The sequence below is a fragment of the Streptomyces sp. NPDC001530 genome, assembly GCF_042894545.1.
Classification (GTDB): Bacteria; Actinomycetota; Actinomycetes; order Streptomycetales; family Streptomycetaceae; genus Streptomyces.
The window spans coordinates 355890-380380 of record NZ_JBIAVS010000001.1; the positions used below are offsets into that span (position 1 = coordinate 355890).

At 69.8% G+C, this 24491-nt stretch carries 21 protein-coding genes and 1 pseudogene; 7 read left to right on the forward strand and 15 right to left on the reverse strand.

Annotation, left to right across the window (positions count from 1 at the left end; genetic code table 11):
- Positions 1-30: 30 nt before the first annotated feature.
- Genes ACFY0T_RS01660 through ACFY0T_RS01670 form a run of 3 tightly spaced genes read right to left on the reverse strand, consistent with a single transcriptional unit; the run spans position 31 to position 3173 of the window.
- On the reverse strand, positions 31-942 hold the full coding sequence (locus ACFY0T_RS01660) for a carbohydrate ABC transporter permease (protein ID WP_388863760.1): 912 nt from the start codon (positions 940-942) through the stop codon (positions 31-33).
- Positions 939-1877, reverse strand: coding sequence for a carbohydrate ABC transporter permease (locus tag ACFY0T_RS01665; RefSeq protein WP_388863762.1), 939 nt, complete (start codon positions 1875-1877; stop codon positions 939-941). The genes ACFY0T_RS01660 and ACFY0T_RS01665 overlap by 4 nt, the downstream gene beginning before the upstream one ends.
- A gap of 6 nt (positions 1878-1883) precedes the next feature.
- A complete protein-coding gene (locus tag ACFY0T_RS01670; RefSeq protein ID WP_388863764.1) occupies positions 1884-3173 on the reverse strand; it encodes an ABC transporter substrate-binding protein in 1290 nt (429 codons plus the stop codon).
- 234 nt (positions 3174-3407) lie between these two features.
- On the opposite strand from ACFY0T_RS01670, the gene ACFY0T_RS01675 reads away from it, so the two are divergent.
- The gene (locus tag ACFY0T_RS01675) at positions 3408-4451 is read left to right on the forward strand and encodes a LacI family DNA-binding transcriptional regulator (RefSeq protein ID WP_388863766.1); all 1044 of its coding nucleotides are present in this window, start codon (positions 3408-3410) and stop codon (positions 4449-4451) included.
- A gap of 494 nt (positions 4452-4945) precedes the next feature.
- Here ACFY0T_RS01675 and ACFY0T_RS01680 read toward each other — a convergent pair.
- The 3 genes and pseudogenes from ACFY0T_RS01680 to ACFY0T_RS01690 all read right to left on the reverse strand — a co-directional run.
- A pseudogene (locus ACFY0T_RS01680) lies at positions 4946-5284 on the reverse strand (carboxymuconolactone decarboxylase family protein); the annotation flags it as partial.
- Positions 5285-5362: 78 nt separating this feature from the next.
- Positions 5363-6097 (reverse strand): class I SAM-dependent methyltransferase, encoded by a 735-nt coding sequence (locus ACFY0T_RS01685; protein ID WP_388863768.1) that lies wholly within the window; start codon positions 6095-6097, stop codon positions 5363-5365.
- A gap of 101 nt (positions 6098-6198) precedes the next feature.
- Positions 6199-7050 carry a helix-turn-helix domain-containing protein gene (locus ACFY0T_RS01690; RefSeq protein ID WP_388863770.1) on the reverse strand — a complete coding sequence of 284 codons (852 nt, stop codon included), beginning with the start codon at positions 7048-7050 and terminating at the stop codon, positions 6199-6201.
- 99 nt (positions 7051-7149) lie between these two features.
- Here ACFY0T_RS01690 and ACFY0T_RS01695 point away from each other — a divergent pair, with 99 nt between their 5' ends.
- Together ACFY0T_RS01695 and ACFY0T_RS01700 are read left to right on the forward strand one after the other, a co-directional pair.
- Positions 7150-8586, forward strand: coding sequence for an amidase (locus ACFY0T_RS01695; protein ID WP_388863772.1), 1437 nt, complete (start codon positions 7150-7152; stop codon positions 8584-8586).
- 323 nt (positions 8587-8909) lie between these two features.
- Entirely contained in the window at positions 8910-10250 is a 1341-nt protein-coding gene (locus tag ACFY0T_RS01700) for an amidase (protein WP_388863774.1), read from the forward strand.
- Positions 10251-10302: 52 nt separating this feature from the next.
- On the opposite strand, the gene ACFY0T_RS01705 is transcribed toward ACFY0T_RS01700, so the two are convergent.
- Both ACFY0T_RS01705 and ACFY0T_RS01710 read right to left on the reverse strand, forming a co-directional pair.
- Complete coding sequence (locus ACFY0T_RS01705) at positions 10303-10785, reverse strand: GNAT family N-acetyltransferase (RefSeq protein WP_388863776.1); 483 nt, start codon at positions 10783-10785, stop codon at positions 10303-10305.
- An 82-nt stretch (positions 10786-10867) separates the two neighbouring features.
- The gene (locus ACFY0T_RS01710; protein ID WP_388863778.1) at positions 10868-11044 is read right to left on the reverse strand and encodes a hypothetical protein; all 177 of its coding nucleotides are present in this window, start codon (positions 11042-11044) and stop codon (positions 10868-10870) included.
- Between the two features lie 434 nt (positions 11045-11478).
- Between ACFY0T_RS01710 and ACFY0T_RS01715 the strand changes: the two genes are divergently transcribed.
- From ACFY0T_RS01715 to ACFY0T_RS01730, 4 genes are all read left to right on the forward strand, one after another.
- On the forward strand, positions 11479-12636 hold the full coding sequence (locus ACFY0T_RS01715) for a permease (protein WP_388863780.1): 1158 nt from the start codon (positions 11479-11481) through the stop codon (positions 12634-12636).
- A 96-nt stretch (positions 12637-12732) separates the two neighbouring features.
- On the forward strand, positions 12733-13293 hold the full coding sequence (locus tag ACFY0T_RS01720) for an inositol oxygenase family protein (RefSeq protein WP_388863782.1): 561 nt from the start codon (positions 12733-12735) through the stop codon (positions 13291-13293).
- Positions 13294-13374: 81 nt separating this feature from the next.
- Positions 13375-14181 carry an SDR family oxidoreductase gene (locus tag ACFY0T_RS01725; protein WP_388863784.1) on the forward strand — a complete coding sequence of 269 codons (807 nt, stop codon included), beginning with the start codon at positions 13375-13377 and terminating at the stop codon, positions 14179-14181.
- A 135-nt stretch (positions 14182-14316) separates the two neighbouring features.
- On the forward strand, positions 14317-15930 hold the full coding sequence (locus tag ACFY0T_RS01730; RefSeq protein WP_388863786.1) for a serine hydrolase: 1614 nt from the start codon (positions 14317-14319) through the stop codon (positions 15928-15930).
- Between the two features lie 37 nt (positions 15931-15967).
- Here ACFY0T_RS01730 and ACFY0T_RS01735 read toward each other — a convergent pair whose 3' ends face one another.
- The 7 genes from ACFY0T_RS01735 to ACFY0T_RS01765 all read right to left on the reverse strand — a co-directional run bounded on the left by ACFY0T_RS01735 (position 15968) and on the right by ACFY0T_RS01765 (position 24482).
- A complete protein-coding gene (locus tag ACFY0T_RS01735; RefSeq protein WP_388863788.1) occupies positions 15968-17005 on the reverse strand; it encodes a hypothetical protein in 1038 nt (345 codons plus the stop codon).
- Positions 17002-17667, reverse strand: coding sequence for a hypothetical protein (locus tag ACFY0T_RS01740; protein WP_388863789.1), 666 nt, complete (start codon positions 17665-17667; stop codon positions 17002-17004). Before ACFY0T_RS01740 ends, ACFY0T_RS01735 begins: the two co-directional genes overlap by 4 nt.
- Positions 17668-17795: 128 nt before the next feature.
- Entirely contained in the window at positions 17796-19319 is a 1524-nt protein-coding gene (locus ACFY0T_RS01745) for an SDR family NAD(P)-dependent oxidoreductase (RefSeq protein ID WP_388863791.1), read from the reverse strand.
- A gap of 112 nt (positions 19320-19431) precedes the next feature.
- Positions 19432-20760, reverse strand: coding sequence for a wax ester/triacylglycerol synthase family O-acyltransferase (locus ACFY0T_RS01750; protein WP_388863793.1), 1329 nt, complete (start codon positions 20758-20760; stop codon positions 19432-19434).
- A gap of 423 nt (positions 20761-21183) precedes the next feature.
- On the reverse strand, positions 21184-22404 hold the full coding sequence (gene glgC / locus ACFY0T_RS01755; RefSeq protein WP_388863795.1) for a glucose-1-phosphate adenylyltransferase: 1221 nt from the start codon (positions 22402-22404) through the stop codon (positions 21184-21186).
- 79 nt (positions 22405-22483) lie between these two features.
- Positions 22484-23635 carry a glycogen synthase gene (gene glgA / locus ACFY0T_RS01760; protein WP_388864196.1) on the reverse strand — a complete coding sequence of 384 codons (1152 nt, stop codon included), beginning with the start codon at positions 23633-23635 and terminating at the stop codon, positions 22484-22486.
- Positions 23636-23720: 85 nt separating this feature from the next.
- On the reverse strand, positions 23721-24482 hold the full coding sequence (locus ACFY0T_RS01765; RefSeq protein WP_388863797.1) for a (2Fe-2S)-binding protein: 762 nt from the start codon (positions 24480-24482) through the stop codon (positions 23721-23723).
- Between the last annotated feature and the right edge of the window lie 9 nt (positions 24483-24491).

Sequence of the window (24491 nt, forward strand, 5' to 3'; positions counted from 1 at the left end):
CCTTGCGAAGCGAATCGGGATGGCGGGAGTTCAGCCCTTCACGGCGCCCTCGCCCACGCCGCGGAAGAAGTACCGCTGGAGACAGGCGAAGAGAGCGATCAGCGGTGCCACGGCGATGATCGTGCCCGCGGCGACGAGCCGTTCGTCGTTGGCGAAGGTGCCGTGCAGATAGTTGAGTCCGATGGTCAGGGTGAACTTCGACGGGTCGCTCAGCACGATCAGCGGCCACAGGAAGTCGTCCCAGGCGCCCATGAACGCGAAGATCGCGACCACGGCGAGCGTGCCCTTCACCGACGGCAGCGCGATCCGCAGGAACCGCTGCCAGGCGTTCGCCCCGTCGACGAAGGCGGCCTCCTCGATCTCGTAGGGCAGGTTGAGGAAGGCGTTGCGCATCAGCAGTACGTTCATCGCGCTGACGCAGGCGGGCAGGACGACCCCGATGAGCGTGTTGTTGAGGCCGAGTTCCCGCATGGTCGTGAACTGGGCGATGATGATGCTCTCCGCGGGGACGAGCATCGCCAGGATGAAGACGAGGGTGGCGACGCGCCGGCCGCGGTACTTCAGACGGGCGAGCGCATACCCCGCGAGCGCCGCACCGACGCAGTTCGTCACGACGTTGGCGGCCGCGACCTTGAGCGAGTTGACGGCGTAGTCCCAGACGGGGATGGTGTCGGCGACGCGCTGGTAATTGTGGAGCGTCGGGTCGCCGGGCAGGAACGTGGGCGGCGAGCTGAAGATGTCCTCGTGCGGTCCCTTGAGGGAGGTCGACAGCTGCCACAGGAACGGGCCGACGGTGAGTGCGAGGACGGCGAGCAACAGCAGGTAGCGCAGGGCGAGTTCCCACACTCGGATGCGGCGGCCGTGCTCGTCGGTGAGACGCCGACGGGGTTCGGGTGCCGCCTCCCGGCGCTCCACCGGTCGTACCTTCTCGATGACGCTCACGCCTCCTCCTTCCGGTCGGCACGCAGCACCAGCAGCATCAGGACGACGGTGACGAGGAAGACCACGACCGAGATGGCGGAGGCGTAGCCGACTCGGCCGGTCAGCCCGGTGCCCGTGCGCTGGACGAGCATCACGAGGGTGGTGTCCTCCCCCGCCGGACCGCCGTCCGGGCCCGCCATCAGGTAGACCTCGGAGAACACCTTGAAGGCGGAGACCGAGGAGAGCGCGCCGACCAGCACCATCGTGGAACGGACGGCGGGCACGGTCACCGTGAAGAAGCGACGTATCGCGCCCGCGCCGTCCACCTGCGCGGCCTCGTGCAGCTCGCGCGGCACGTTGGCGAGCGCGGCCAGGTAAATGATCATGTAGTAGCCGAGCCCTCTCCAGACCGTGACGGCCATGGCGCTCAGCAGGAGCAGCCACTGGTCGCTGAGGAAGCCGACCCTGCCGACGCCGATCGCCTCCAACAGCGCGTTCACCAGGCCGCGTTCGTCCAGCAGCCACACCCAGATCAGGCCGACCACGACGATCGACGCGACGACCGGGGTATAGAAGGCCGACCGGAAGAAGGTGATGCCGGGGATGTTCTTCTGGACCAGCAGGGCGAGCAGCAGCGGCAGCAGCACGAGCGCGGGGACGACCCCGACGACGTACAGCGCGCTGTTGCGCAGCCCGATCCAGAACATCTCGTCGTGCAGCAGCTCCCGGAAGTTGGCCAGGCCCACGAACCTGCCGGGGATCAGGGTCCGGCGGTCGGTGAAGGCGTTGACCAGCGTGGAGACGAAGGGATAGAGGATGAAGACGCCTACGACCAGGAGCCCTGGGGCGGCGAACAGCCAGGGACTGGTGGGCAGTTGGCGCCGGACCCGCGAAACGGGGCGCGCCGTCCGCGCCCCGCGTCGGGCTCCCTCAGAGATGCCGGAAGAACTCGCCATAGTGGTTCAGCCCTGCTGCTGGAGCAGCCGGTCGCAGGCCTTGACAGCGTTGTCAAGAGCTTCCTTGGGGCTCTCCTTGCCCTGGAGCGCCTTGGCGACCTCGTTGCGCAGCGCGGTCTTCATCTGCTCGCTGAACAGGACCGGTGTGTAATTCACCGCGTTCTTCAGGGACTTGGCGGCGGCGATCCGCACCCGCGTCTCGTCCGTCCCGTCCTCCTTGGTGAAGTACGGGTCGTCGAGCGATCCGGCGGTGCTCGGGAAGATCGCGACCTTCTTGGCGAACGACATCTGGTTCTGCGCGTCGGTGACGTAGTGCGCGAAGGCGACCGCGGCCGGCGTGTGCTTGGTGCGCGAGTTGACCATCACGCCCATCACGTACATGTTCACCTTGCCGGTGCTGGTGATCTGGTCCGTGATGCCGATGTCCTTGTACAGGTTCGGCGCCTGCTTCTTGAAGTTGCCCAGGTCCAGGGCACTGCCCGGGTTCATGGCGACGGCCTCGGTGAGGAACTTCTTGCCGGACGACTCCGGGGTCGCGGTCAGCGCCTGCGGGTCGAGCGCCTTGGCGTCGTACAACTCCTTGTACTTGGTGAGGAGTTCGACCCCCTTGGCATCGTTGAAGGCGAAGCCGGTGCCCTCCTTGTTCATCAGCTCGACGCCGTAGCGGCCGAAGTCCTCGACGGTGGGCACGTTGGCGAGCGTCGCGACCTTGCCCTTGCTCTTCTTCGCCAACTGCAGGGCGTCGGCGAAGAGTTCGTCGTACGTCGTCGGCGGCTTGGAGGCGTCGAGTCCGGCCTTCTTGAAGAGCGACTTGTTGTAGAAGAGCGGCCCGGTGTTCAGGTACCAGGGGAAGGCGTACGTCCCGGTCATGCCCGGTATCTGGTGGCTGGCCCAGGCGCCGTCCAGGTACTCCTTCTTGTACTTCGCGGCGGACTTGTCGAGGTCGAGCGCGAGGCCCGCCTTGGCCAGCGGCGCGACCAGGTCCGGCGAGACGTTGACGACGTCGGGCAGGGTGCCGCCCGCCGCGTCCGCGCTGATCTTGTCGGCGTAGCCCTCGGCGGGCTGGTCGATCCACTTCACATGGGTGCCCGGGTACTTCTTCTCGAAGTCGGCGATCACGCCCTCGAAGTACGGCTTGAAGTTGGCCCTCAGGTTCCAGGTCTGGAAGGTGATGTCACCCTCGACCTTGCCGGAGGCGTCCGTCGAACCGCCGCCGTCGTCACCGGAGCCGCAGGCGCTCAGCGGCAGGACGAGGGCGACGGCGGCGGCGACAAGTGCTCTGCGGGGTATGGGCACGGTGACACGGCTCCCTTGCGGCGTCGGCGGGTGGTGGCGCCAGCGACCTTGCCCGGCACGCTCGGGGAAAGTCAATGGATTCGTTCCAGCTAAATGAATCTGCACAGCATTAGTGCAGGTCAAAGCCGTATGCGCGGGAACTTGCGGACCATGACTAATGCGCTTTAGGCTTCTACCACTCAAGCGCATTAGTGCGCGGCTCGGAGAAGCAGCTCGGAGAAATGGGGAGCCAACGTGCCAGCCAAGCGGTCTCCCGCGCGCCGGCCGACGATGAAGGACATCGCGCGGCGCGCCGGGGTCTCCGAGAGCGCGGTCTCCTTCGCGCTCAACGACCGGCCCGGGGTCTCCGAGGTCACCCGCGACCGGGTCCGCCGGGTCGCCGAGCAGCTGGGCTGGCGGCCCAGTACGGCGGCCCGCCAGCTGTCCGGCGAGGGAGCCGCCACCGTCGGTCTGGTCGTGGCACGCCCCGCCGACACACTCGGCGTGGACTCGTTCTTCCTCCAGCTGATCTCCGGCATCCAGGAAGTGCTGGCGGAGCGTCATCTCGGTCTGCTCTTCCAGGTGGTCGAGGACGTGGACGCCGAGTGCGCGGTCTACCGGCGCTGGTGGGCCGAGCACCGCGTGGACGGCGTGATGGCGGTCGACCCGCGCGTCGACGATCCGCGACCCGACCTGCTCGACGAGCTGGGCCTGCCCGCCGTGGTCATCGGCGGTGCGCCGGACGCCCGGCATCCCGGGCTCTCCGTCGTCTGGGCGGACGACGCGGGCGCGATGGCCGCGGTCGTGGACGAGCTGTACGCGCTCGGCCACCGTCGGATCGTGCACATCGCGGGCCTGCCGGGGCTCGCCCACACCGAGCGCCGGATCCGCACCCTGCGCGCGGAGGCCGAGCGGCGGGGTCTGGCCGAGGTGCGCTCGGTGCCGACCGACTACTCGGACGCGGAAGCCGCGGCCGTCACCCGCCGGGTGCTGGAGAGCGGCACACCGCCGACCGCGCTGGTCTACGACAACGACGTGATGGCCGTCGCCGGGGTCGCCGCCGCGACGGAGCTGGGCTTCTCCGTGCCGGGTGACGTGTCCGTCGTGGCCTGGGAGGACTCCGCGCTGTGCCGCATGGTCAAGCCGTGGCTGTCCGCGCTCTCCCGCGACACCGTGGAGTTCGGGCGCACGGCGGCGCGGGAACTGACCGCACTGCTGGACGGCGGTCCGGCACGGACGGTGCAGGTGCCGGTGCCGCGGTTGATCGAGCGGGACAGTACGGGGCCCTGCGGGGCGTGAGAACGCAAGGGGTGGACGTCGCGGCGACGTCTACCCCTTGAGCGGCAGAACAGCGGTCCGGCGGCAGTCGGACGCGATCTGGCAGCGGTCGGACCCGGTCTGGCGGCGGTCGGACCCGGGACCCGGTCTGGCGGCGGTCGGACCCGGGACCCGGTCTGGCGGCGGTCGGACAGCAGTCAAGAAGAGCCTCCGACCCTCTCATCAAGTGGGTCCGAGATCGTGTCGGCGACTACACCATGGCGCTTCACTTCAACAGGTGGGAGATCCTCAGCATCCTCTTCCACGACGAGACCACCCGCCGCCTCACCAAACGGCCGGCGACTGACCTCCGCACCTGTCGCCTGCCCCTCCCCTACTACTGAGCGGCCCCTGGCAAGTTCTGCGGTCTTCCTTTCAGGGTCGTCCAGCTCGTGATTTCGGTGTCTCGACCGGCGGGGCGTCATCCCTTGATTTCGGGAGGGTGCGGCCCTCGGACGGGTGACGCCCCGCCCAGCTCACCAGGTCTTGCCGGCCTGCTCCCGGAGCGTGCGGTTGATCCGGTTGAAGAAGTTGGTCATCGCGATGTTCAGGATGATCGCGGAGAGCTGCTTTTCGTCGAAGTGGTCGGCGGCGGCGTCCCAGATCTCGTCGGTCACGCCCGGGGCGCCGTCCTGGAGCCGGGTGGCGGCCTCGGTCAGCGCGAGCGCTGACCGCTCCTCCTCGCTGAAGAAGGGTGTCTCGCGCCACGTGACCACGTTGTGCAGCCGCTCATCGGTCTCACCCTTCTTCTTCGCCGACTCGACCCCGGCAGATACGCACGGGCTGCAGCCGTTGATCTGGCTGGCCCGCAGGTGCCCCCGCCCGCACGCGGTCAGCCCTAACCCCCCCGGCCATGCCGGGGAGAGGCCCAGCTCAGGAGTTGTGCAACATGCTCAGCGCCCCTTGACGGCATGCAGCAGTGTGACGCCGAGCCACGGGCCGCCGTACCAGTACCCGGGGCCGAGTCCGCGCAGCGTGCCCTGGCCGATGTGCGCGGCGTACTTCCTGGCCATGGGCCAGAAGTCGGCGACGAGCAACTGCCCGCCCGGGCGCAGCACCCGCATGGCCTCGTCCACCGCGCGGTATTGCCCCTCGGGCGACGGGATGTTGTGGATCGCCAGCGCGCTCGTCACGACGTCGAAGGAGCCGTCCGCGAACGGCAACGCGGTCATGTCGGCCGTATGTACTTCCACCCGGTCGGCGACCCCTGCCGCAGCGGCGTTGGCGAGCGTGACTTCGGGCCGGTTGCCGTTCTGGTCCTTTCCGGACCACAGGTCCACGCCCACGGCGTGTCCCGTCGGCAGCCGCCTGGCCGCCTCGATCAGCACCGCGCCGCGACCGCAGCCCAGGTCCAGCAGCTGCTCGTTACCCTTCAAGTCGGCCTGGTCCAGCTCCCGCCTCCAGATGCGCAGCTTGCCGTGGAGTGTGGTGTGCAGGTAAATGCCGGTGTGGGCAAGCAGTACCGTCCCCGCAGTCAGCATCGCGTTCCGTCCCGGCCGCCACCGGCCGGCGGCCAGGCAGCAGGCCGTGCCGGCGGCGCCGAGTACCGCCGCGAACGCTGGAGCGTCAACGCCGTACCGCGGCCGCTGAAGGCGCGGCAGTGGGGAGTCATCCCTGTTCTTTGACATACGCGCAGTGTCACGACCTCAACTGCCGGGCGTCTTGGAGAAATGTTCCCCCGTGGCCCCCACCACCACCGGCCTCACGCCTACCGGGTGCAGACCGTCGGTCAAGTTGTGGACAGGTATTCGGGGGCGGCCCACGCGACGTCGTCGACCGCAAGCCACGGCGCGACCGCAACGGCCGTGGGCGTCACACCGGCGAAGGCCATGACATCCCGATGGAGGTGGGACTGGTCGACGTAGCCGATCTCCGCCGCCACCCGTGCGGCGCTGTGACCCGCGGCCAGACGGTGGGCCGCGTGGTCGAAACGGACAAGCTGAGCAGCGCGCTTGGGGTTGAGACCGATCTGGGCTCGGAATCGGGACCACAGACGCTTACGGCTCCAGCCGACCTCGGCTGCCAGCCGCTCGACCCGAACCCCTCCCCGGTTCGTCACCATCTGCCCCCACACGAAGGCGACTTCAGGCTCGATCGCTCGGCCTGCCTCGTGTCGTCGAACGAGCGCCGCCTCCGCGATCGCGAACCGGTCGTCCCATGACCCGGCAGCGCGCAGTTGCTCTTGGGTTCGCACGGCATCGCGGCCCCAAAGGTCATCGAGGGAGACCACCATCCCGCCCAACTCCGAAGAGACGCCCAGCACCGCGTGCGCGACCAGCGGTGACAGCCGTACCTGCAGGCACTCGATGTCACGCCCGCGCCCTCGAACGCCGCTGGGCACGAGTCCGACGACGACACTGCCGTTCTGCCGGCGGCCGCTGATGTCGTCGACGGCGAGCAGCTCATCGCCCAAGTCGACGGCCACCGTGACAGCCGGATACGGGACAACGTCCAGGTCGACGAACTCCGTGGTACGAGCGCGGAATCCGGCCATGCTGACCCCTGGCAGCAGGCCGGGCCGCGACGGGGTGGCGATGTCCCACACCGCCGCAGCGTCATGAGCCGAATCGGCGGATCGCATGTCGGCAAGCTACGCGACATTCATCCAAGACGCGATGCCGGAGACGCGACGACACTGACGGCTTCCGTAAGCACCGCGGACCAGAAAGGACCGCTCGTGATGCACTCGCCGATTGACCCGTTCACGCCGGCCGTCGAACTCGCCGCAGCCATACGCCGAAAGGAGGTGAGCCCGGTCGAGGTGGCCGATTGCTATCTCGAGCGGATGGACGAGCTCGACCCCCGGCTGAACGCCTTCTGCCACCGGGCCGACGACGACGTCCGCAAAGCCGCGTCTGCCGCGGCTGATGCCATAGCGCGGACCCCGTCGGCCGAAGACCTCCCGCCGTTCCACGGCGTCCCGCTGCCGATCAAGGACCTGCTTGACGTGGCCGGATGGCCCACCACCCATGGGTCCGCCGGCGCCGGGCAGGCGCCGGCCGCAGCATCGGACCCGGTCGTGCAACGGTTCGTGGACGCGGGGTTCATCCTGCTCGGCAAGACCACCACCTCCGAGTTCGGTGCCCTGCCCTTCACCGAGAACGAAGCCCTGGGCATCTCGCGCAGCCCGTGGGACCCGGATCGCACGCCGGGCGGGTCGTCGAGCGGAGCGGGCGCTGCCGTCGCCGCCGGGATGGCGCCCATCGCCCACGCCGAAGACGGTGGCGGGTCGATCCGCATCCCCGCGTCGTGCAACGGCCTCGTCGGGCTCAAACCCACCCGTGGCCTGGTCACCAACGCGACCGTCAACGTAGAAGGTCTCGCCACCAGCGGCGTGCTCACCCGCACGGTGGCAGACACCGCGGCCGCCCTCGATGTGCTCGCACGCCATGATCCGGCCGCGTGGTGGTCACCCCCGGCCCCGCACAGGTCCTTCGCCACCGCGATGAAGACGGACATGCCGACCGGGCTGCGGATCGGTGCGCTCACCGACTCCCCGATCGACGGGATACACGTGCACCCGGCGTGTACTGAAGCCGTCACCGTCACTCTTCGGACGCTCGAATCGGCCGGTCACGACTTCGTCGACACTCTCCTTCCGCTCCCCCCGACCGACGAGCTGGTGGCGGCGTTCACGACCATCTGGAACGTCGGCGGCAGCGGGATCGCGCTCGCGGACCCGGACCGTGTCCAGCCCCACAATCGTGCCCTGCGTGACGCGGCACGATCGATCGACTCGTGGTCCTACGCAGAAGGGGTGAGGAAGACCCAACAGTTGTCGCGGCGCATCGTCGAAGGCTTCCTCGCCGGCTTCGACCTCCTGGTCACGCCCACGATGGCGTGCCTCCCGCCGCTCGTCGGTGCCTGGCGGGCAGGCATCGACGACGATCCCCTGAGGGCACTGCTGAACAGCTACCCGATGGGGGTGTTCACGTCCGTGTTCAACGTGACAGGCCAACCGGCGATCTCCCTCCCCATCCACCACGACGATGCCACCGGCCTGCCCGTCGGCGTCCAGATCGTCGCCGCACCGTGGCGGGAAGACCTCCTGCTCCAGGTGTCTCGCACCCTCGAACTCGCACACCCCTGGACCGATCGCCGCCCGCCCGTCAGCTGAGTACGGAGGCTCTTCCCGAGGCCAGACCAGAAAGAAGAGGGCCAGATCACCTGAGACGGGGGACCAGATCCTTGGAGATAGAACACAGGTGCCCACGATCAACTGAGACAGAGCCTGGATCTCGTCTCAGTTGATCACGGGCGTCCCAGGTCACCGGCTCGCCCTGCACACGATCGACTGAGACGGACAGCGGCAGCCGACCTCCGGGCCTCGACGCGGCAGCCCGCCTCCAGGCCTCGACGCGGCACCCCACCTCCGGGCAGAGTGCTCCCGTACTACTCACGAGTACGACGGAGCAGGACCGAGGACGACAAGGAGCGCCCGTGACCACCTGGGTCGGCCGGACCGCCGCCGAGATCGCCACAGCCGTACGCGAGAAGCGGGTCACGCCCCGCGAAGTGGTGGCCGAACACCTCGCGCGGATCGAGCGGCTCGACAGCCGCGTCGGCGCCTTTCGCACCCTGCGGGCACAGGCGGCCCTGGCGGAGGCCGACGAGTTGGCCACCAAGGATCTCGGCGAACTCCCGCTCGCCGGGGTGCCCGTGGCGGTCAAGGACAACCTGCCGGTGCGCGGCGAGTCGAACCGCAACGGCTCCGCCGCGACCCCCGACACGCCCGCCGACCACGACCATGTGACCGTGGCCCGGCTGCGCGCGGCGGGCGCCGTGGTCGTGGGCCTGACGAACGTGCCCGAGCTCTGCGTCTTCGGCACCACGGACGGCGTGCACGGCATCGCCCGCAACCCGTGGGACCTCTCCCGCACGGCGGGCGGTTCGTCGGGCGGCAGCGCGGCCGCGGTCTCCGCCGGGATGGTGCCGATCGCGCTCGGCAACGACGGGATGGGCTCCCTGCGCATCCCGGCCGCCAACTGCGGTCTGGTCACCCTGAAGCCCGGCTACGGCGTGGTCCCGGCCGGCATCGGTCACGGCGACTGGTTCGGCATGTCGGAGAACGGTCCGCTCGCGACCTCGGTCGAGGACGCCCGGCTGATGTTCTCGATCCTCGCGGACACCGAGGTGATACCTCCCTCGGAGACCGTCACCCGGAAGGTCGCCCTCTCCGAGCGCAGCCCCCTCGTCGGCGTGAGCGTCAGCCGTCCGTATACGACCGCCGCACGGGAGGCGGCCGAACTGCTGGCCGGCGCGGGCCACCACGTGCGCCCCTCCGACCCGCCATACCCGCTCTGGCTGAGCACGACCTCGCTCGCGCACTGGACGGCGGGCACCGCGGTGGACGCCGAGGAGCTCGACCCGCGCCGGCTCACCCGGCGCACCCGCGTGCACGCCGCCGTCGGTCGCCGCTTCCTGGTCGGCATCCGCAAGGGCGAGCGCCGCGAGCAGCTGCGGGCGCGCCTGGAGCCGTTCTTCGAAGAGCACGACGTGCTGCTCACCCCGGCGCTCGCCCGGCGCGGTCCCGCCGCCGCGGCCTGGCACGAGCGGGGCTGGCTGCGCAACCTGGTGGCCAACACGAACTACTCGCCCATGACTCCGCCGTGGAACCTGACCGGCTGGCCCGCGATGTCGGTGCCGTTCGGGACGCTGCCGAGCGGCGCCCCCTGCGCCGTCCAACTCGTCGGCCGTCCCGGCTCCGAGTCGGTTCTCCTCGAAGTGGCGGGACAGCTGGAGGAACTGCACCCATGGCGGCGTACGGCACCACTCGACTAGAGAACGGCACCACTCGCGGCGAGAGCCGGCCAGAGACCCTCGCTCAACTCGGTCACAGCGCCTGGTACATGATGTGCAGCCCCACCAGCCCGTGCCGTGGGTGCTCGTACGCCTCCGGCACGGTGCCGAGGATCGTGAAGCCGAGCGCTGTCCACAGCTGGACGGCCGGGTTGGTCTCCACGACGGCGTTGAACACCATGCCCCGGTAGCCGTCGGCCCTGGCCGCGGCGAGGATGTGCTCGGCGAGCGCACGGCCGATGCCCTGTCCGGAGCGGTCCGGGTCGACCATGAATCCGGCGTTGGCGATGCGGGCGGCGGGACCGCCGTAGTTCGAGGTGACGTAGGCGGAGCCGACGATCGCTCCGGTGTCGTCCTCGGCGACGTACACCCGCTTGCCCGGGCCCATCCACAGGGCGCGGGCGGCTTCCTCGGAGGTGTCCGGGTCCCAGGCGTAGGTCTCGCGGGCCGCGACGATCCGGTGCCAGAAAGGCCAAATCCGCGGCCAGTCGTCGGCCGCGGCTTCTCTGATCAGCATGGACGTGAGTCTGACACGCCCATGCCGATCGGCGATCGCGATGGGTCCTGCCGGAGGTCGATCGCGATGGTTCCCGCTCGGGTCAGTCGACGCTGGGCAGGATGTGGGGCTCGGCGAGGTCGTCCTCGTAACCCGCGAGGCGGATCGGGGCGGACCTGGCCCATACGTCCAGGCTGCCGAGCTTCTTCTCGGGCCCACGGCCCGCGCGCTCCGTGCGTTCCTTGGGGCGCTGATCGCGATTCGTCTTCTCCGGTGTCACCGCGCACTCCTTATGTGTCGGGTCACCCTCGGGACGTCTGGCCCGGTCTGCTCCGGTCGCCTGACGTCCGCTCGGGTTTGAGTCGAAGGCAGTTAGGGACGCGGTGGCGCCGGTAACTCGTCTGAGAGCAGGCCGTGGTGACCGGCTTGTCCCGGGACGGACCATGGGTGTGGGTGGAACCCAGAAAGGCTGTCCGTCTGATACAGGGTAACCAAATGAGCGGGTGCCCGCTCGATGGGGCTGAAAACAAGAGGTTACTGTCGCAAGTCGTTCAGCGCCCATCAGGCCCCGATCTGCGGCGATTTGAAACACGATGCCCTCTTCGACGCCACCCATTCGGCTCAATATCGACTGTGGGCAGGGTCACTGAAGCGGCCACGGGTCATGCCTGATCCCACGGACCGGGAGAGAGTCGAACCGAGAGAACGGAGCCGATGGACGCGATCCTGCACGCACTGTCCTTGACGGGATCGATGACCTGGGAGATCACCTGGGCGCTGATCCTCGGCTTCGCGCTGTCCGCCGTCGTCCAGGCGGTGGTGCGCCGGGCGACGATCGTGCGACTGCTCGGCGACGACCGGCCCCGGACGCTCGCGCTGGCCGCCGGGCTCGGGGCGGCGTCCTCGTCCTGCTCGTACGCGGCCGTCGCGCTCGCGCGCTCACTGTTCCGCAAGGGCGCGCACTTCACGGCGGCGATGGGTTTCGAGATCGCCTCGACCAACTTGGTGATCGAACTCGGCGTCCTCCTCGCCCTGTTGATGGGCTGGCAGTTCACTCTCGCGGAATTCGTCGGCGGACCGGTCATGATCATGCTGCTGGCCGTGCTCTTCCGGCTCTTCCTGCATGAGCGGCTGCTGGGGCAGGCCCGGGAGCAGGCGGAGCAGGGGATCGCCGGATCCATGGAAGGGCATGCGGCGATGGACATGTCAGTCCGTCGGGACGGGCCGTTCGTGCGACGGCTGCTGTCCGCCGACGGCTACACCTCGGTCGCGCGCGTCTTCGTCATGGAGTGGGCGGCGATCCTGCGCGACCTGGTGATCGGTCTGCTGATCGCGGGCGCGATCGCGGCCTGGGTGCCGGACGCGTTCTGGGGCTCCCTCTTCCTGGACGGGCATCCGCTGGCCGCGAAGCTGATCGGCCCGCTCGTCGGGCCGCTGGTGGCCATCGCCTCGTTCGTCTGTTCCATCGGGAACGTACCGCTGGCCGTGGTCCTCTGGAAGGGCGGCATCAGCTTCGGCGGCGTGGTCGCGTTCATCTTCGCGGACCTGCTGATCCTGCCGATCCTGAACATCTACCGGAAGTACTACGGGGCGCGCATGACCGCCTTCCTGCTGGTCACCTTCTATACGGCCATGGTGCTGGCCGGATACGTCGTGGAGTTCGTCTTCGGCGGCCTCGGGCTCATCCCCGACCAGGCCGACGCGCAGATCCCCATGGAGGGTGTCACCTGGAACTACACGACCTGGCTGAACATCGCCTTTCTGCTGGTGGCGGCGGCTCTGGTGTGGCGATTCCTGCGGACGGGAGGGCTCGCCATGATGCGGATGATGGGCGGCGCCCAGGAACCGGCGGACCGGCACGGCCACCACTGAACACGGGTGTGCAGTTCAGGTCCCGTTGGCCGATTCGCAAGGCAGCCATGATCTGCTGACGCTCGTCAACGGCTTTTCTCGCGGGAGGACTGACGCATGGAGCTGCGCAGCGTCGAGGAGCTGATGGATCTGCTGCACGCCTGCCGGGGCGCCTGGGACACCCCGGACCGCAGTGGAGACCCGGTCGATCTGCACGATCACGCACTGCAGACCGCCGCGCTGCTGCGCCGCGGTCATCCCAGCGACAAGGAACTCCAGGTGGCGGGCCTGGTGCACGACATAGGGCATCTGCTCAGGCCGGGCGACGACGCCGGGCACGCCGACCACGCCGCCGACGCGGTACGGCCCCTGCTCGGCGAACGGGTCTCCCGCCTCGTACGACTGCACGTGGCGGCGAAGCGCTCTCTGGCGACGACGTCGCCGGGCCGCGGGCTGTCCCCGCAGAGCGCGTTCACCCTGACCGTGCAGGGCGGCGCCATGACACCGTGGGAGGCGGCCGCGTTCGAGCACGATCCGCTCGCGGAGGACGCGGTCACGCTGCGGCAGGCCGACGACGCGGGCAAGGTCGTCGGCCTGGACGCCGGGGTCATGGAGGACTGGCGCACGGTCCTGGAGCTGGTGGCGGCCCAGCATTCGCGACTCGGGGCTGTCGACTGACGGCGTTCACTGGTGGGGCTGTGAACACTGACGGACGGCTGGGGGCTGTTGGCTGACGGTCCGTCATGAGACCGTACGCGGATGACGTCGCCGAACGGGCTCGAGGGCAGGGCCGCCATCGTCACCGGGGCCTCGCGCGGGATCGGCCTCGCCGTCGCAGAGGCGCTGGCCGACGCGGGAGCGCGGGTGTGCGTGACCGCTCGGGATCCGGACGGGGTGGCCCGGGCCGCCGAGCGGGTCGGCGGCATCGGGCTCGCGGGTTCGGTCGCCGACCCCGCGCATCCGCGGGAGCTGGCCGAGCTGGCGCTGCGGGAGTTCGGGCGCATCGACGTCGTGGTGAACAACGCGGCGACCAACCAGCCCTACGGCCCCCTCATGGACGCCGACCCGGACCGCTGGCGCGAGGCCTTCACGGTCAACGTCGAGGCACCGCTGCGGCTGGTGCAGTGCGTGTGGCGGGCGTGGATGGCCGAGCACGGCGGCGCGGTGGTGAACGTGTGTACGGAGGGCGCTGGGCACGTCGGCCCCCAGGTGGGTGCGTACGGCACCAGCAAGGCCGCCCTGCTGCATCTGACCCAGCAGCTCGCGGGCGAGCTGGCCCCGAAGGTGCGGGTCAACTCCGTCTCCCCCGGCCTCGTCCGCACCGAGATGGCCCGCTTCGTCTGGGAGCACTCCGAGGACGAGCTGGGCGCCGGACTCCCCCTGGGTCGCCTCGGTAGGCCCGAGGACATCGCCCGGGCCGTGGCGTGGCTGGCCTCGGACGCGGCCGAGTGGGTCACCGGCGCCGATCTGCTGGTCGACGGGGGCACCCGGGTCAGGGCCGCGTACACGGCCTCCCCCGGCCACGGTGTCCAGGAGCGTCTGCGGACCCGGACACCGGACGCCTAGAGGCACCGCCGTCCCCGCGGACGACGTCCGGCCGACCCCGCGGGACCACGTCCTGGAGCCCCCGACCCCGCGGGACCACGTCCTGAAGCCCCGACTCCACAGGACAAAGACCGCGACCGCGCGTTCAATGTGCTCATGGGTGTCGGGCGACAGGCGAGACACCGCAGAAGGACGGCGCTCACGGCAGCGGCTGTGGCTTGCCTGCTCTCCGCGGGCTACGCCGCCTCCGGATCCGCCTCGGCCGCGGCCCCGCCGCCCCAGCCGCCACCGCAGCTCACCCGGGCGAAGGTGGACGACGCCGTAGGCAAGCTCGACGGCATCGTCCAGAACGGCATGAAGAAGACCGGCGTTCCGGGCGTCGCCGTCGTCGTGGTCTACAAGGACCGCGTCGTCTATCTGAAGGGCTTCGGCGAGCGCCACGTGGGACAGTCCGCTTCCGTCGACCCGGACACGGTCTTCGAGCTGGCGTCCCTGTCCAAGCCGCTGTCCTCGACCGTGGTCGCGGGTGTCGTCGGCAGCAAGGCCATCACCTGGGACGACCCCGTCGCGGGACATCTGCCCGGCTTCGCGCTCAAGGACCCCTGGGTCACCGAGCACGTGACGTACGCCGACCTCTTCTCGCACCGCAGCGGTCTGCCCGACCACGCCGGTGACCTCCTGGAGGACCTCGGCTACGACCGGACGTACATCCTGGACCATCTGCGGTACGAGCCGCTGACCCCGTTCCGCGCGAGCTACGCGTACACGAACTACGGGGTCACCGCCGCGGGCCAGGCGGCCGCGAACGTCAAGGACACGACGTGGGAGAAGCTGGCCGAGGACACGCTCTACGGCCCCGCCGGCATGAACTCCACCAGTTCCCGCTTCGCCGACTACGACAAGGCGGAGGACAAGGCCGTCACTCATGTGAAGGCCGCGGACGGCACCTGGCAGGCGAAGTACGTGCGTGACGCCGACGCCCAGTCGCCCGCGGGCGGCGCGAGCTCCACGGCACGCGACATGGGCACCTGGATACGTCTGCAGCTCGCGAACGGGAAGCTCGACGGCAGGCAGATCATCGCCGCCGCCCCTCTGGAGCGCACGCACCTGCCCGAGATCGTCGCCCAGCCTCCGCGCGCCCCGGCGGGCCGCGCCGGCTTCTACGGCCTCGGCTGGAACGTGAGCTACGACGACCAGGGCCGACTGCGCCTGAGCCACTCCGGCGCCTTCGAACTCGGCGCGAACACCAATGTGACGATGCTGCCCGGCGAGCAGCTCGGCATCGCCGTGCTCACCAACGGGGCACCGGTGGGACTCGCCGACTCCGTCGCGCTGGACTTCTTCGACACGGCCCAGTACGGGAAGCCCACGGCCGACTGGCTCACGCTGGTCGACCAGGTGTACCAACAGCAGGAGGCGCAGGGCCGCTCCCCCACCGACTACACCAAGACCCCGCGGAACGCGGCCGCCGCCCGGTCCGACGACGCGTACACGGGCACGTACGACAACGACTTCTACGGTCCGCTCACCGTCACCGCCGGCCAGGACGGGCTCACCATGCGCGTGGGCCCGAAGCACATGGCGTTCCGGCTCACCCACTTCGACGGCGACACGTTCAGCTTCCGGACGGTCGGGGAGAACGCGACCGGGCTGTCCGGGGTCACGTTCAAGGTCGACGCCGAATCCGGAGGTTCGAGCGGCGACACGGCGTCGAAGGTGACCGTCGAGGCCTGGGACCAGGACGGCCTGGGCACGTTCACCCGCCGCTGAGCCGTCGCACCGCTGAGCCGTCGCGGAGCCCGGGCCGTCAGAAGATGTCCCCCTCGTCGATCCCCGCCTCCCGCAACTGTGCGCTGAATCGCCGGAACCGCTCGTCCCGGTCCGCGCGCAGTTCCTCCAGCGGCGTCCGGCAGCCCAGTTCCGCGAGCAGGTCGAGGAAGCGCGGATCCGAGTCGACGCCGAGCGCCGACTCCGAGCCGAAACGGATCTCCTTCGAGGCGAACCGCCGCGTCATGTCGAGACCCGTGTGGTAGGCGCGGTAGGGGCGGGTCCGCGAGGAGAACTGCAGGTTCTCGGGGTACTCCGTGCCGTCGAGGTTGTACGTGAGGAACATGCCGCCGTCGAACATCTCGCACCGGAAGAACGGCAGGTCACGGTGGAGATAGACATGGGTCGGGAGGGAGGCGCGCAGATCGTGCAGGGCGGTGAGGGAGATGAAGACCTGTCGGCGCAGCGCCTCGATGCCCTGCTCGATGGTCTCCTGCGCTCTGTTGCCACGCTGTTCGCGCTGACGCATGATCACATGGGCCCGCAGGCATTCCTCGGCACGCGGATCGAGGATGCAGAGTCTGATCTGGTCCAGTCGGCGAAAGGCACGCTTCCGGCTGCCCAGGGCCAGGCGAAAGGTGGCGAACTCAGCGGCCGAGCCCTTGCTGTCGTACCGCGTGGACGTGACGAGCAGTGCCTCGAACGCCTCGCGGAAAGCAAGTTTGGGCACATCGGCCGACTCGAAGACTCCGCTCGGCAAAGAGGCCTCGAAACGCTCCTGGAACTGGGAGTGGGCGACGTCGATCGCATAGCCGGCGAGTTCCTGGGCCTGCAGCCGCTGTCGCACGGGATCGAGGAACAGCGACACCATCACATAGACGAGGACCGAGGCGATGACGGATTCCCCGATCGCCGCGAGGGCGGTCGAGAGATCCTTGTCCAGGTCGAAGAAAACGCCCCACAAAGTGAGCAGAACCCCCACCACGGTGGACGCCAGCATCACGATGACGGCCCATAACCGCGCGTACTTGGCGAATATTCGGACGCCGTCGACACCACCGGAAGCGGACGTGGTCATGCGACCAGCCTTTCTGCCACCCATTCCATGAGATCCGCGACGTCCCGGGAGCCGAGCCGGACGACCGTGGTCGACTCGGCGCGCTCGACGGCGGGGACGACGGTGGTGCTGCGCCTCAGGTCCCTGCCCTGCAGAACGGCCGTGACGACGGGGTATCCGTCGGCGGGATCGGCGCGGTGCAGGACGCGGTGGTCGAGGGTGTACGACTCGCCCGCGGCGCGCCGGGTGCGGGACGTCTCGCTCAGGCGTCCCACTCCGTCGGGCGTGTACCGGTACTCGCCCGACGACGCTCGCTTCGCCAATGCGAAGACGGGCGTCGAACCCGCGTCGCGGTCAAGGGAGAACTGCGATTCGAGCAGCTCGCCGGAGACGATGTAGGAGGAGAAGTCCCACCGGTGGTCGTGCACATCGGACTGCGCCACGGGACCGTCCCAGACGTGAATCCGCAGGGCCCATGAATCAGCGCCCGCGGAAAGCAGCTTCATTTTGTAGAAACCGTTTGGATGCCGATAGCACAGAGTGTCGGAAAGAAGTGCCCTGTCCTTTGCCGCTGCCATCAGATGCTCGCGCAGCCAGCCGTCTTCGCATACCGCCACGATGATCTTTTCCGGGTCGTGCGAGCTGGACATGGCGTCGTCGATGAACGCGAACAACTCGGTCATGGGCGCCATGCTACTCGGCAGTCCTGAAGCGTCGTCAGGAACCAGAGAGTGGCGGCATTACGGGTTGTACGCAAGGGCGCACGAGGGGAGCACGGAACGCACGCGCGCCCCGTGCCTCCCTCCCGGGCTCACCACTTGCCGGGCGCGTAGTCCTTCAGGAAGACGCCGTAGAGGTCCTCGCCCTGCTCGCCGCGCACGATCGGGTCGTACACGCGGGCCGCGCCGTCGATGAGGTCGAGCGGGGCGTGGAAGCCCGCGTCGGCGAGGCGCATCTTGTCGGGGTGCGGGCGCTCGTCGGTGATCCAGCCGGTGTCGACGGCGGTCATCAGGATGCGGTCCTTCTCGAACATCTCCTGGGCGCTGGTGCGCGTGAGCATGTTCAGGGCCGCCTTGGCCATGTTGGTGTGCGGGTGGCCCGCTCCCTTGTAGCCGCGGTTGAAGACGCCCTCCATCGCGGAGACGTTCACGATGTACGTGCGCTTGGCGTCGGCGGCCGCCATGGCCGCGCGCAGTCGGCTGATGAGGATGAACGGCGCGGTGGAGTTGCAGAGCTGGACCTCCAGGAGCTCGACCGGCGTGACCTCCTCCACGGACTGGATCCAGCTGTTGGTGTCGTGCAGGTCGGGGACGAGCCCGCCGGCGTCGATCGCCGTACCGGCCGCGATCCGCTCCAGAGACGCCGAGCCGGACACCAGGGCCAGGTCGGTGACGTCCTGCGCGGTCAGCGCGCCGCCCCCGGCGACCGGGAGCGCGGCCACGGCGCCGGAGCCGAAGGTGCCGATCACCTCGGCGGGCGGCAGCTCACCGGCGGGCAGCGGGCCGGACTCGGCGGCGAGCAGCTCGCTGTAGGCGCCCGGAGAGCGGCGTACGGTCTGGGCCGCGTTGTTGATCAGGATGTCGAGCGGGCCCTCGGCGGCGACCGAGTCGGCGAGCGCGACGACCTGGGCGGGGTCACGGAGGTCGATGCCGACGATCTTCAGCCGGCCGATCCACTCGTCGCTGTCGGGCATGGCCTTGAAGCGGCGGATCGCGTCGTTCGGGAAGCGCGTGGTGATCGTGGTGTGCGCGCCGTCGCGCAGCAGCCTGAGCGCGATGTACATGCCGATCTTGGCGCGGCCGCCGGTGAGCAGCGCGCGCTTGCCGGTGAGGTCGGCGCGGGCGTCGCGGCGGGCGCGGTTCTCAGCGGCGCAGTTCTGGCAGAGCTGGTGGTAGAAGTAGTCGACCTCGACGTACCGCGACTTGCAGATGTAGCAGGAGCGCGGGCGCTGGAGTATCCCCGCGATCTCGCCGGCCTCGGTCACGGACGAGGGCAGGATGCCCTCCGTCTCGTCGTCGATGCGCTGGGCGGAGCCGGTCGCGGTGGCCTCGGTGACCGCCTTGTCGTGCGCGGTCTTGGCGGCCCGGCGCTCCTGGCGGCGGCGCTGCTTGACCGTGCGGTAGACGCCCGCGGTGGCGCGCCGCACCGCGATGGCGTCGGGGTGGTCGACCTCGATCTTCTCGAGTTCGTCGAGCACGCTGAGGCAGACGGCCAGCCGCTCGGGGTCGATGCCGGGCCCGTACGGGACCTCTGCCGCGTCGACGGCGGAAGTCGCCCGGTCGTCCTCTGCCGTGTCCACGGCGAGAGCCGCCTGGCCGTCCTCTGTCACCGTCATCGCCGTTGCCGTTCCTCGGGTTGTGCGCCGCGTTCGAACCGCGCTCGCTTTCGAAGGCGGAATTTTACGGAGCAATGGTGCGCGGCACCAAACCCGAGGTGATCATCGGCCGTCAGGAGCGGCAGGCGGCGTTCAGCGTCTCCACCTCCTCGGACAGCGCACGGGCCAGCAGATCGAGGTCCGGTACGGCCTTCGCGTCGGCGACCAGCCCGTAGTGGACCCGCCCGCGGTACGTCGACACGGCGACCGCCAGCGCCTGCCCGCGGGCCAGCGGTGCGAACGGATAGACCTCGGCGAGCGGGCAGCCGCCGAGCTTCAGGCCGAGGCTGGGCAGCGGCACGCTGGTGACGAGGATGTCGAACAGCAGCCGGGCCGCCTGGCCGACGACGGGCCCGCCGAGCCGGTGCCCGAGCGGCGGCACGTGGTCGGCGAGCAGCGCGACGGCGCCCGCTCCCCGGTTGGGCCCCGCGTCCTTGTTGCGGTCCATGGCCGTACGCACCGCCCGCAGCCGTCCGAGCGGGTCCGGGTCGTCGACGGGGAGCCGTATCAGGTAGCCGGAGAGCCGGTTGCCCTGTGGGTGCGCGGTGCGCGGGCGGCGCTTGGAGACGGGGATCAGGGCGCGGGGCGCGACCCCCTCGCTGCCGTCGCCGCGTTCGTCGAGCCAGTTGCGCAGGGCGCCCGCGACGACGGCGATCAGGACGTCGTTGACGGTGCCGCCGACGGACTTGCGCACGCGGTGCACGTCGTCGAGGTCGAGGACCACGCCGGCGGTGCGCCGGGTGCCGGTGGGCTCGGAGGTCAGAGCGGGCGAGGAGCGTACGCCCAGGGTCGCGCGGGCGACGGAGGTGCCGATGTCGAGGGCGCGGCCCACGTCGGAGAGGGTGCCGCGGACCAGGCCCGGCAGCCGGCGCACGTCCGGGAAGAGCCCGCGGGGCGGCTCGGCGGGGCGCGGGCGGGGCTCCGGCATGTCCATCGGGTCCATGATGGCGGCCGCGAGCATCAGCGCCCTGAGCCCGTCGGCCAGCGCGTGGTGGAACTTGAAGAGCACGGCGAACGACACGCCGTCCTCGCCGGGCAGGACGTGCGCCTCCCACGGCGGCCGGCCGCGCTGCAGCGGCCGTTCCATCAGCCGCCCCGCGACCGCCTGGAAGTCCGCGGTGGGCGCGTGCAGCCGAACGTGGTCGAGCGGCTCGAAGTCGGGCGCGGGCTCACGGGCCGCGCTCCCGAAGGCGAGGGGGGCCAGTGGCTGCCACATGTCTCGGATCCGCATGCGCAGCCCCGGCACCGCGACCGCGCGGGCCGCGAGCAGATCGGCGGCGTGCGCGCCGGCGGTCGGCGAGTGGGCCGCGAAGACGCCGAGGGCACCCAGGTGCATCGGGTGCTGGGCGGACTCGATGTTCCAGAACGCCAGGTCGAGTGGTGCGAGGAGATCAGAAGTCAAAGGCTTGCTCTCGCGTCGACGGTGGGTGGGCAAGCAGTCAACCTCCGAGAAGCGATTACGGTCAAGTACGATCAAGCTACGCTCAGTTAACAGCAGATTAAGTCCAGCCCCTCGTGGGAGGAGCGGGGCTCAAGGGTCTCAAGTGGTGGCTGAGGTGCGTCTGAGGCGCGGCTGTATTCCGTCACTGAACGTCTGTTCCGTCCGCGACCGCGGCTCGGCGCCGACCGTGACGGAGAGCGAGCGCAGCGCAGAGCTCACAGCGCGTCGTTCGTCCGAGACGTACGGCCGTACGGGGCTCCGTCCGCGCATACGGGAGATCTCCGGAGGGTCGACATCGTTGTCCACATGGCAGGCGCGTGACGATGTCCCGACATGACAACGGCCCCGGTGTTCGCGGAGCACACCAGGGCCGTCCTCGAAGGTCTACGACACCAGCTGACCCTTGCCCAACGCGATCACCCCGCCCTTGGAGACCGTGTAGAGCTCCGCGTCCCGCTCCGGATTGACGCCGATCGTCGCGCCCGGCGGCACCTCGACGTTCTTGTCGAGGACCGCGCCGCGCACCACCGCGCCCCGCCCTATGTGGACGTTGTCGTGCAGGACCGAGCCCTGGACGACGGCTCCCGGGTCGACGACGACTCCCGGTGAGAGCACGGACCGGGTGACCTGACCGCGGATGAGGCAGCCCGCGCTGATGATGGACTCGCTGGCGATGCCCCCGGCGTTGAATCGCGCCGGCGACAGCTGCCCGGAGTGGGTGTAGATGGGCCAGCTGCGGTTGTAGAGGTTGAAGGCGGGGCGCTCGGCGATCAGGTCCATGTGGGCGTCGTAGTACGCGTCGAGGGTGCCGACGTCGCGCCAGTAGCCCTGGTCGCGGGTGGTCTCTCCGGGTACGTGGTTGTCGCTGAAGTCGTACAGCTGCGCCTCGCCCCGGTCGGTGAGCATGGGCAGGATCGAACCGCCCATGTCATGCACGGAGTGCTCGTCCTCGGCGTCCCGCTGGAGGGCCTCGACCAGAGCCTTGGTGGTGAAGATGTAGTTGCCCATGGAGGCGAAGACGCACTCGGGGTCGTCCGGCAGGCCGGGCGGGTCGGCGGGCTTCTCCAGGAAGCCCTGCACGATCTGGCCGTCGGAGCCGGGGCTGATGACCCCGAAGGACGAGGACTCGGCGCGCGGCACCCGTATCCCGGCCACGGTCACGCCCGCGCCGCCCTCGATGTGCTGGGCGAGCATCTGCCGCGGATCCATGCGGTACACGTGGTCGGCGCCGAACACCGCGATGTAGTCGGGCCGTTCGTCGTACACGAGGTTCAGGGACTGCAGGATCGCGTCGGCACTGCCCAGGTACCAGCGCGGGCCGAGCCGCTGCTGGGCCGGGACCGGCGTGACGTAGTTGCCGAGCAGGCTCGACATCCGCCAGGTCGTGGTCACATGCCGGTCCAGGGAATGCGACTTGTACTGCGTCAGGACGCAGATGCGCAGGATGTCGGCGTTGACGAGATTGGAGAGTACGAAGTCGACGAGGCGGTACGTCCCGCCGAAGGTGACCGCGGGTTTCGCGCGGTCCGCGGTGAGGGGCATCAGACGCTTGCCCTCTCCCCCCGCAAGTACGATTCCCAGCACCGAAGGTCCACCGCGCCGCATGCCGCCGCCCCTCTACGCCCGGTCGGGCCCCGCCCGGTCGCCGGGCCGGCCCTGCTGCTGAACTACGCCTGTCGGATGGCTACCCCGGTTTGAGGACTTCCTCGTACAACTGGACGGTCCGCCGGGCCACCGCGTCCCAGCCGAACTCCCCCACCGCGCGCTGCCGTCCGGCCTCGCCCATGCGCCGGGCGGTCTCGGGGTCGGCGAGCAGCGAGTCGAGGGCGATCGCCAGGGAAGCCTCGAAGTTCTCCTCGACCGGCACCAGGACGCCCGTCACGCCGTCCTCGACCACCTCGGGAATCCCGCCGACCCGGGACGCCACCACGGCCGTTCCGCAGGCCATCGCCTCCAGGTTGACGATGCCGAGCGGCTCGTACACCGAGGGACAGACGAACACGGCGGCGTGCGTGAGGAGTTGGATGACGTCCGGACGCGGCAGCATCTGCGGGATCCAGTGCACGCCTTCGCGTACGCCGCTCAGCTCCTGGTAGAGATCGCGGAACTCCCGGTCGATCTCCGGGGTGTCGGGGGCGCCCGCGCACAGCACCACCTGCGCGGCCGGGTCGATGTCGCGTACCGCGCGCAGCAGTTGGGGCACGCCCTTCTGGCGCGTGATGCGGCCGACGAACAGGACGTACGGGCGGCCGGTGTCGAGGCCGATGCGTTCGAGCACGTCCGTGCCGTGGTCCGGCCGGTAGAGGGAGGTGTCGATGCCGTTGTGCACGACGCGCACCTTGGCCGGCTCCAGGGCCGGATAACAGGTCAGGATGTCCTCGCGCATCGCGCCGGAGACGGCGATCACGGCGTCCGCGGCCTCGATGGCGGTGCGCTCCGCCCAGCTGGAGAGGGCGTAGCCGCCGCCGAGCTGCTCGGCCTTCCAGGGGCGCAGCGGCTCCAGCGAGTGGGCGGTCATGACGTGCGGGATGCCGTACAGCAGCTTGCCGAAGTGGCCGGCGAGGTTGGCGTACCAGGTGTGCGAATGGACGAGTTCGCGGCCTTCGAGGGCGGCGGCGATGGAGAGGTCCACGGAGAAGGTGCGCAGGGCGTCGTTGGCGCCGTCGAGCAAGGGCCAGGGCCGGTGGCGTACGACGCCGCCCGCGCCGCCCTCGCCCCAGCAGTGCACATCCAGCTCCGTGAGGCCGCGCAACTCCCGTGCGAGGAACTCGACATGGACGCCCGCACCGCCGTACACATCCGGCGGGTACTCCCGGGTCAGCAGTCCCACGCGCACACAGAACCCCCCGTCGTAGCGGCTGGTGCCCCTCATGGTCACTCACACGCGGCAGTTGGGGAAGACCACGCGACGACCACGACTGTCAGGAACGGCCTGCGGCCGAGCCGTTCGCGGGCCACGGCGGGCGCAAGAAGCAGCAGTCACCGCACAGTCCGCCGCCGGGCACGCGGTAGTAGAGGCAGCAGCTGCGGCGGCGCAGCGTGCGGGAGTCGAGGGTGCCGGAGAGGTCGGGATGCGCGAAGAGCACGGAGGCGATCGTGCGGGCCCGGTCGCCCACCTCCGGACGCCCGTTGGCCCGGGCCCAGCGGTCGAGCTGGCGTACGGCCCCGGCCAGGGCGGAGCCCGCGTTGCCCCACAACAGGCCTGTTGAGACACGGTACCGGGAGTGCAGGACCGCCGCGAGCGGGGCGAGGTGACCAGCCCGTACGACCTCGTCGACGGCCGTGACGGGCAGGGCGCGCACCTCGGACAGCCACAGGTCGTCCGGAGCGCTGCCGTCCGGATCCCAGCGCAGCAGCTCCGGATCGAGGTCGGGCACCTGTCCGTACAGCGCGGCGGCGCCGAGCGCGATCGACCACAGCCGGGCCGCGAGGCCCTGCTGGGCGATCGAGACCGCGATCCGCCGCTCCGGCGCGCGGAGACTTTGCATGATTTTCCGAACGCGAAAAGTTATCGGATCCGTGTAAACCTCTTTCTGGGCATCGAGTTGAGGTGCCGCGTACGCCTGGGCGAGGGTGGGCAGCGGGCCGCGCGGCGGTACACCGGTGCGTAGTACGAAGAAGCCGCCGAGCGAGCCGAGCGCCGCGAGTTCGGGGTCGAGGTCCACGAAGAGCAGTAGTACCAAGCCCCCTAG

Coding starts and splice junctions, on each gene's coding strand:
- ACFY0T_RS01665 (WP_388863762.1), bottom strand. CDS start 1,877: ATGGCGAGTTCTTCCGGCATCTCTGAGGGAGCCCGACGCGGGGCGCGG.
- ACFY0T_RS01685 (WP_388863768.1), bottom strand. CDS start 6,097: ATGTCAAAGAACAGGGATGACTCCCCACTGCCGCGCCTTCAGCGGCCG.
- ACFY0T_RS01690 (WP_388863770.1), bottom strand. CDS start 7,050: ATGCGATCCGCCGATTCGGCTCATGACGCTGCGGCGGTGTGGGACATC.
- ACFY0T_RS01695 (WP_388863772.1), top strand. CDS start 7,150: ATGCACTCGCCGATTGACCCGTTCACGCCGGCCGTCGAACTCGCCGCA.
- ACFY0T_RS01705 (WP_388863776.1), bottom strand. CDS start 10,785: ATGCTGATCAGAGAAGCCGCGGCCGACGACTGGCCGCGGATTTGGCCT.
- ACFY0T_RS01715 (WP_388863780.1), top strand. CDS start 11,479: ATGGACGCGATCCTGCACGCACTGTCCTTGACGGGATCGATGACCTGG.
- ACFY0T_RS01720 (WP_388863782.1), top strand. CDS start 12,733: ATGGAGCTGCGCAGCGTCGAGGAGCTGATGGATCTGCTGCACGCCTGC.
- ACFY0T_RS01725 (WP_388863784.1), top strand. CDS start 13,375: ATGACGTCGCCGAACGGGCTCGAGGGCAGGGCCGCCATCGTCACCGGG.
- ACFY0T_RS01730 (WP_388863786.1), top strand. CDS start 14,317: ATGGGTGTCGGGCGACAGGCGAGACACCGCAGAAGGACGGCGCTCACG.
- ACFY0T_RS01735 (WP_388863788.1), bottom strand. CDS start 17,005: ATGACCACGTCCGCTTCCGGTGGTGTCGACGGCGTCCGAATATTCGCC.
- ACFY0T_RS01740 (WP_388863789.1), bottom strand. CDS start 17,667: ATGACCGAGTTGTTCGCGTTCATCGACGACGCCATGTCCAGCTCGCAC.
- ACFY0T_RS01745 (WP_388863791.1), bottom strand. CDS start 19,319: ATGACGGTGACAGAGGACGGCCAGGCGGCTCTCGCCGTGGACACGGCA.
- glgC (WP_388863795.1), bottom strand. CDS start 22,404: ATGCGGCGCGGTGGACCTTCGGTGCTGGGAATCGTACTTGCGGGGGGA.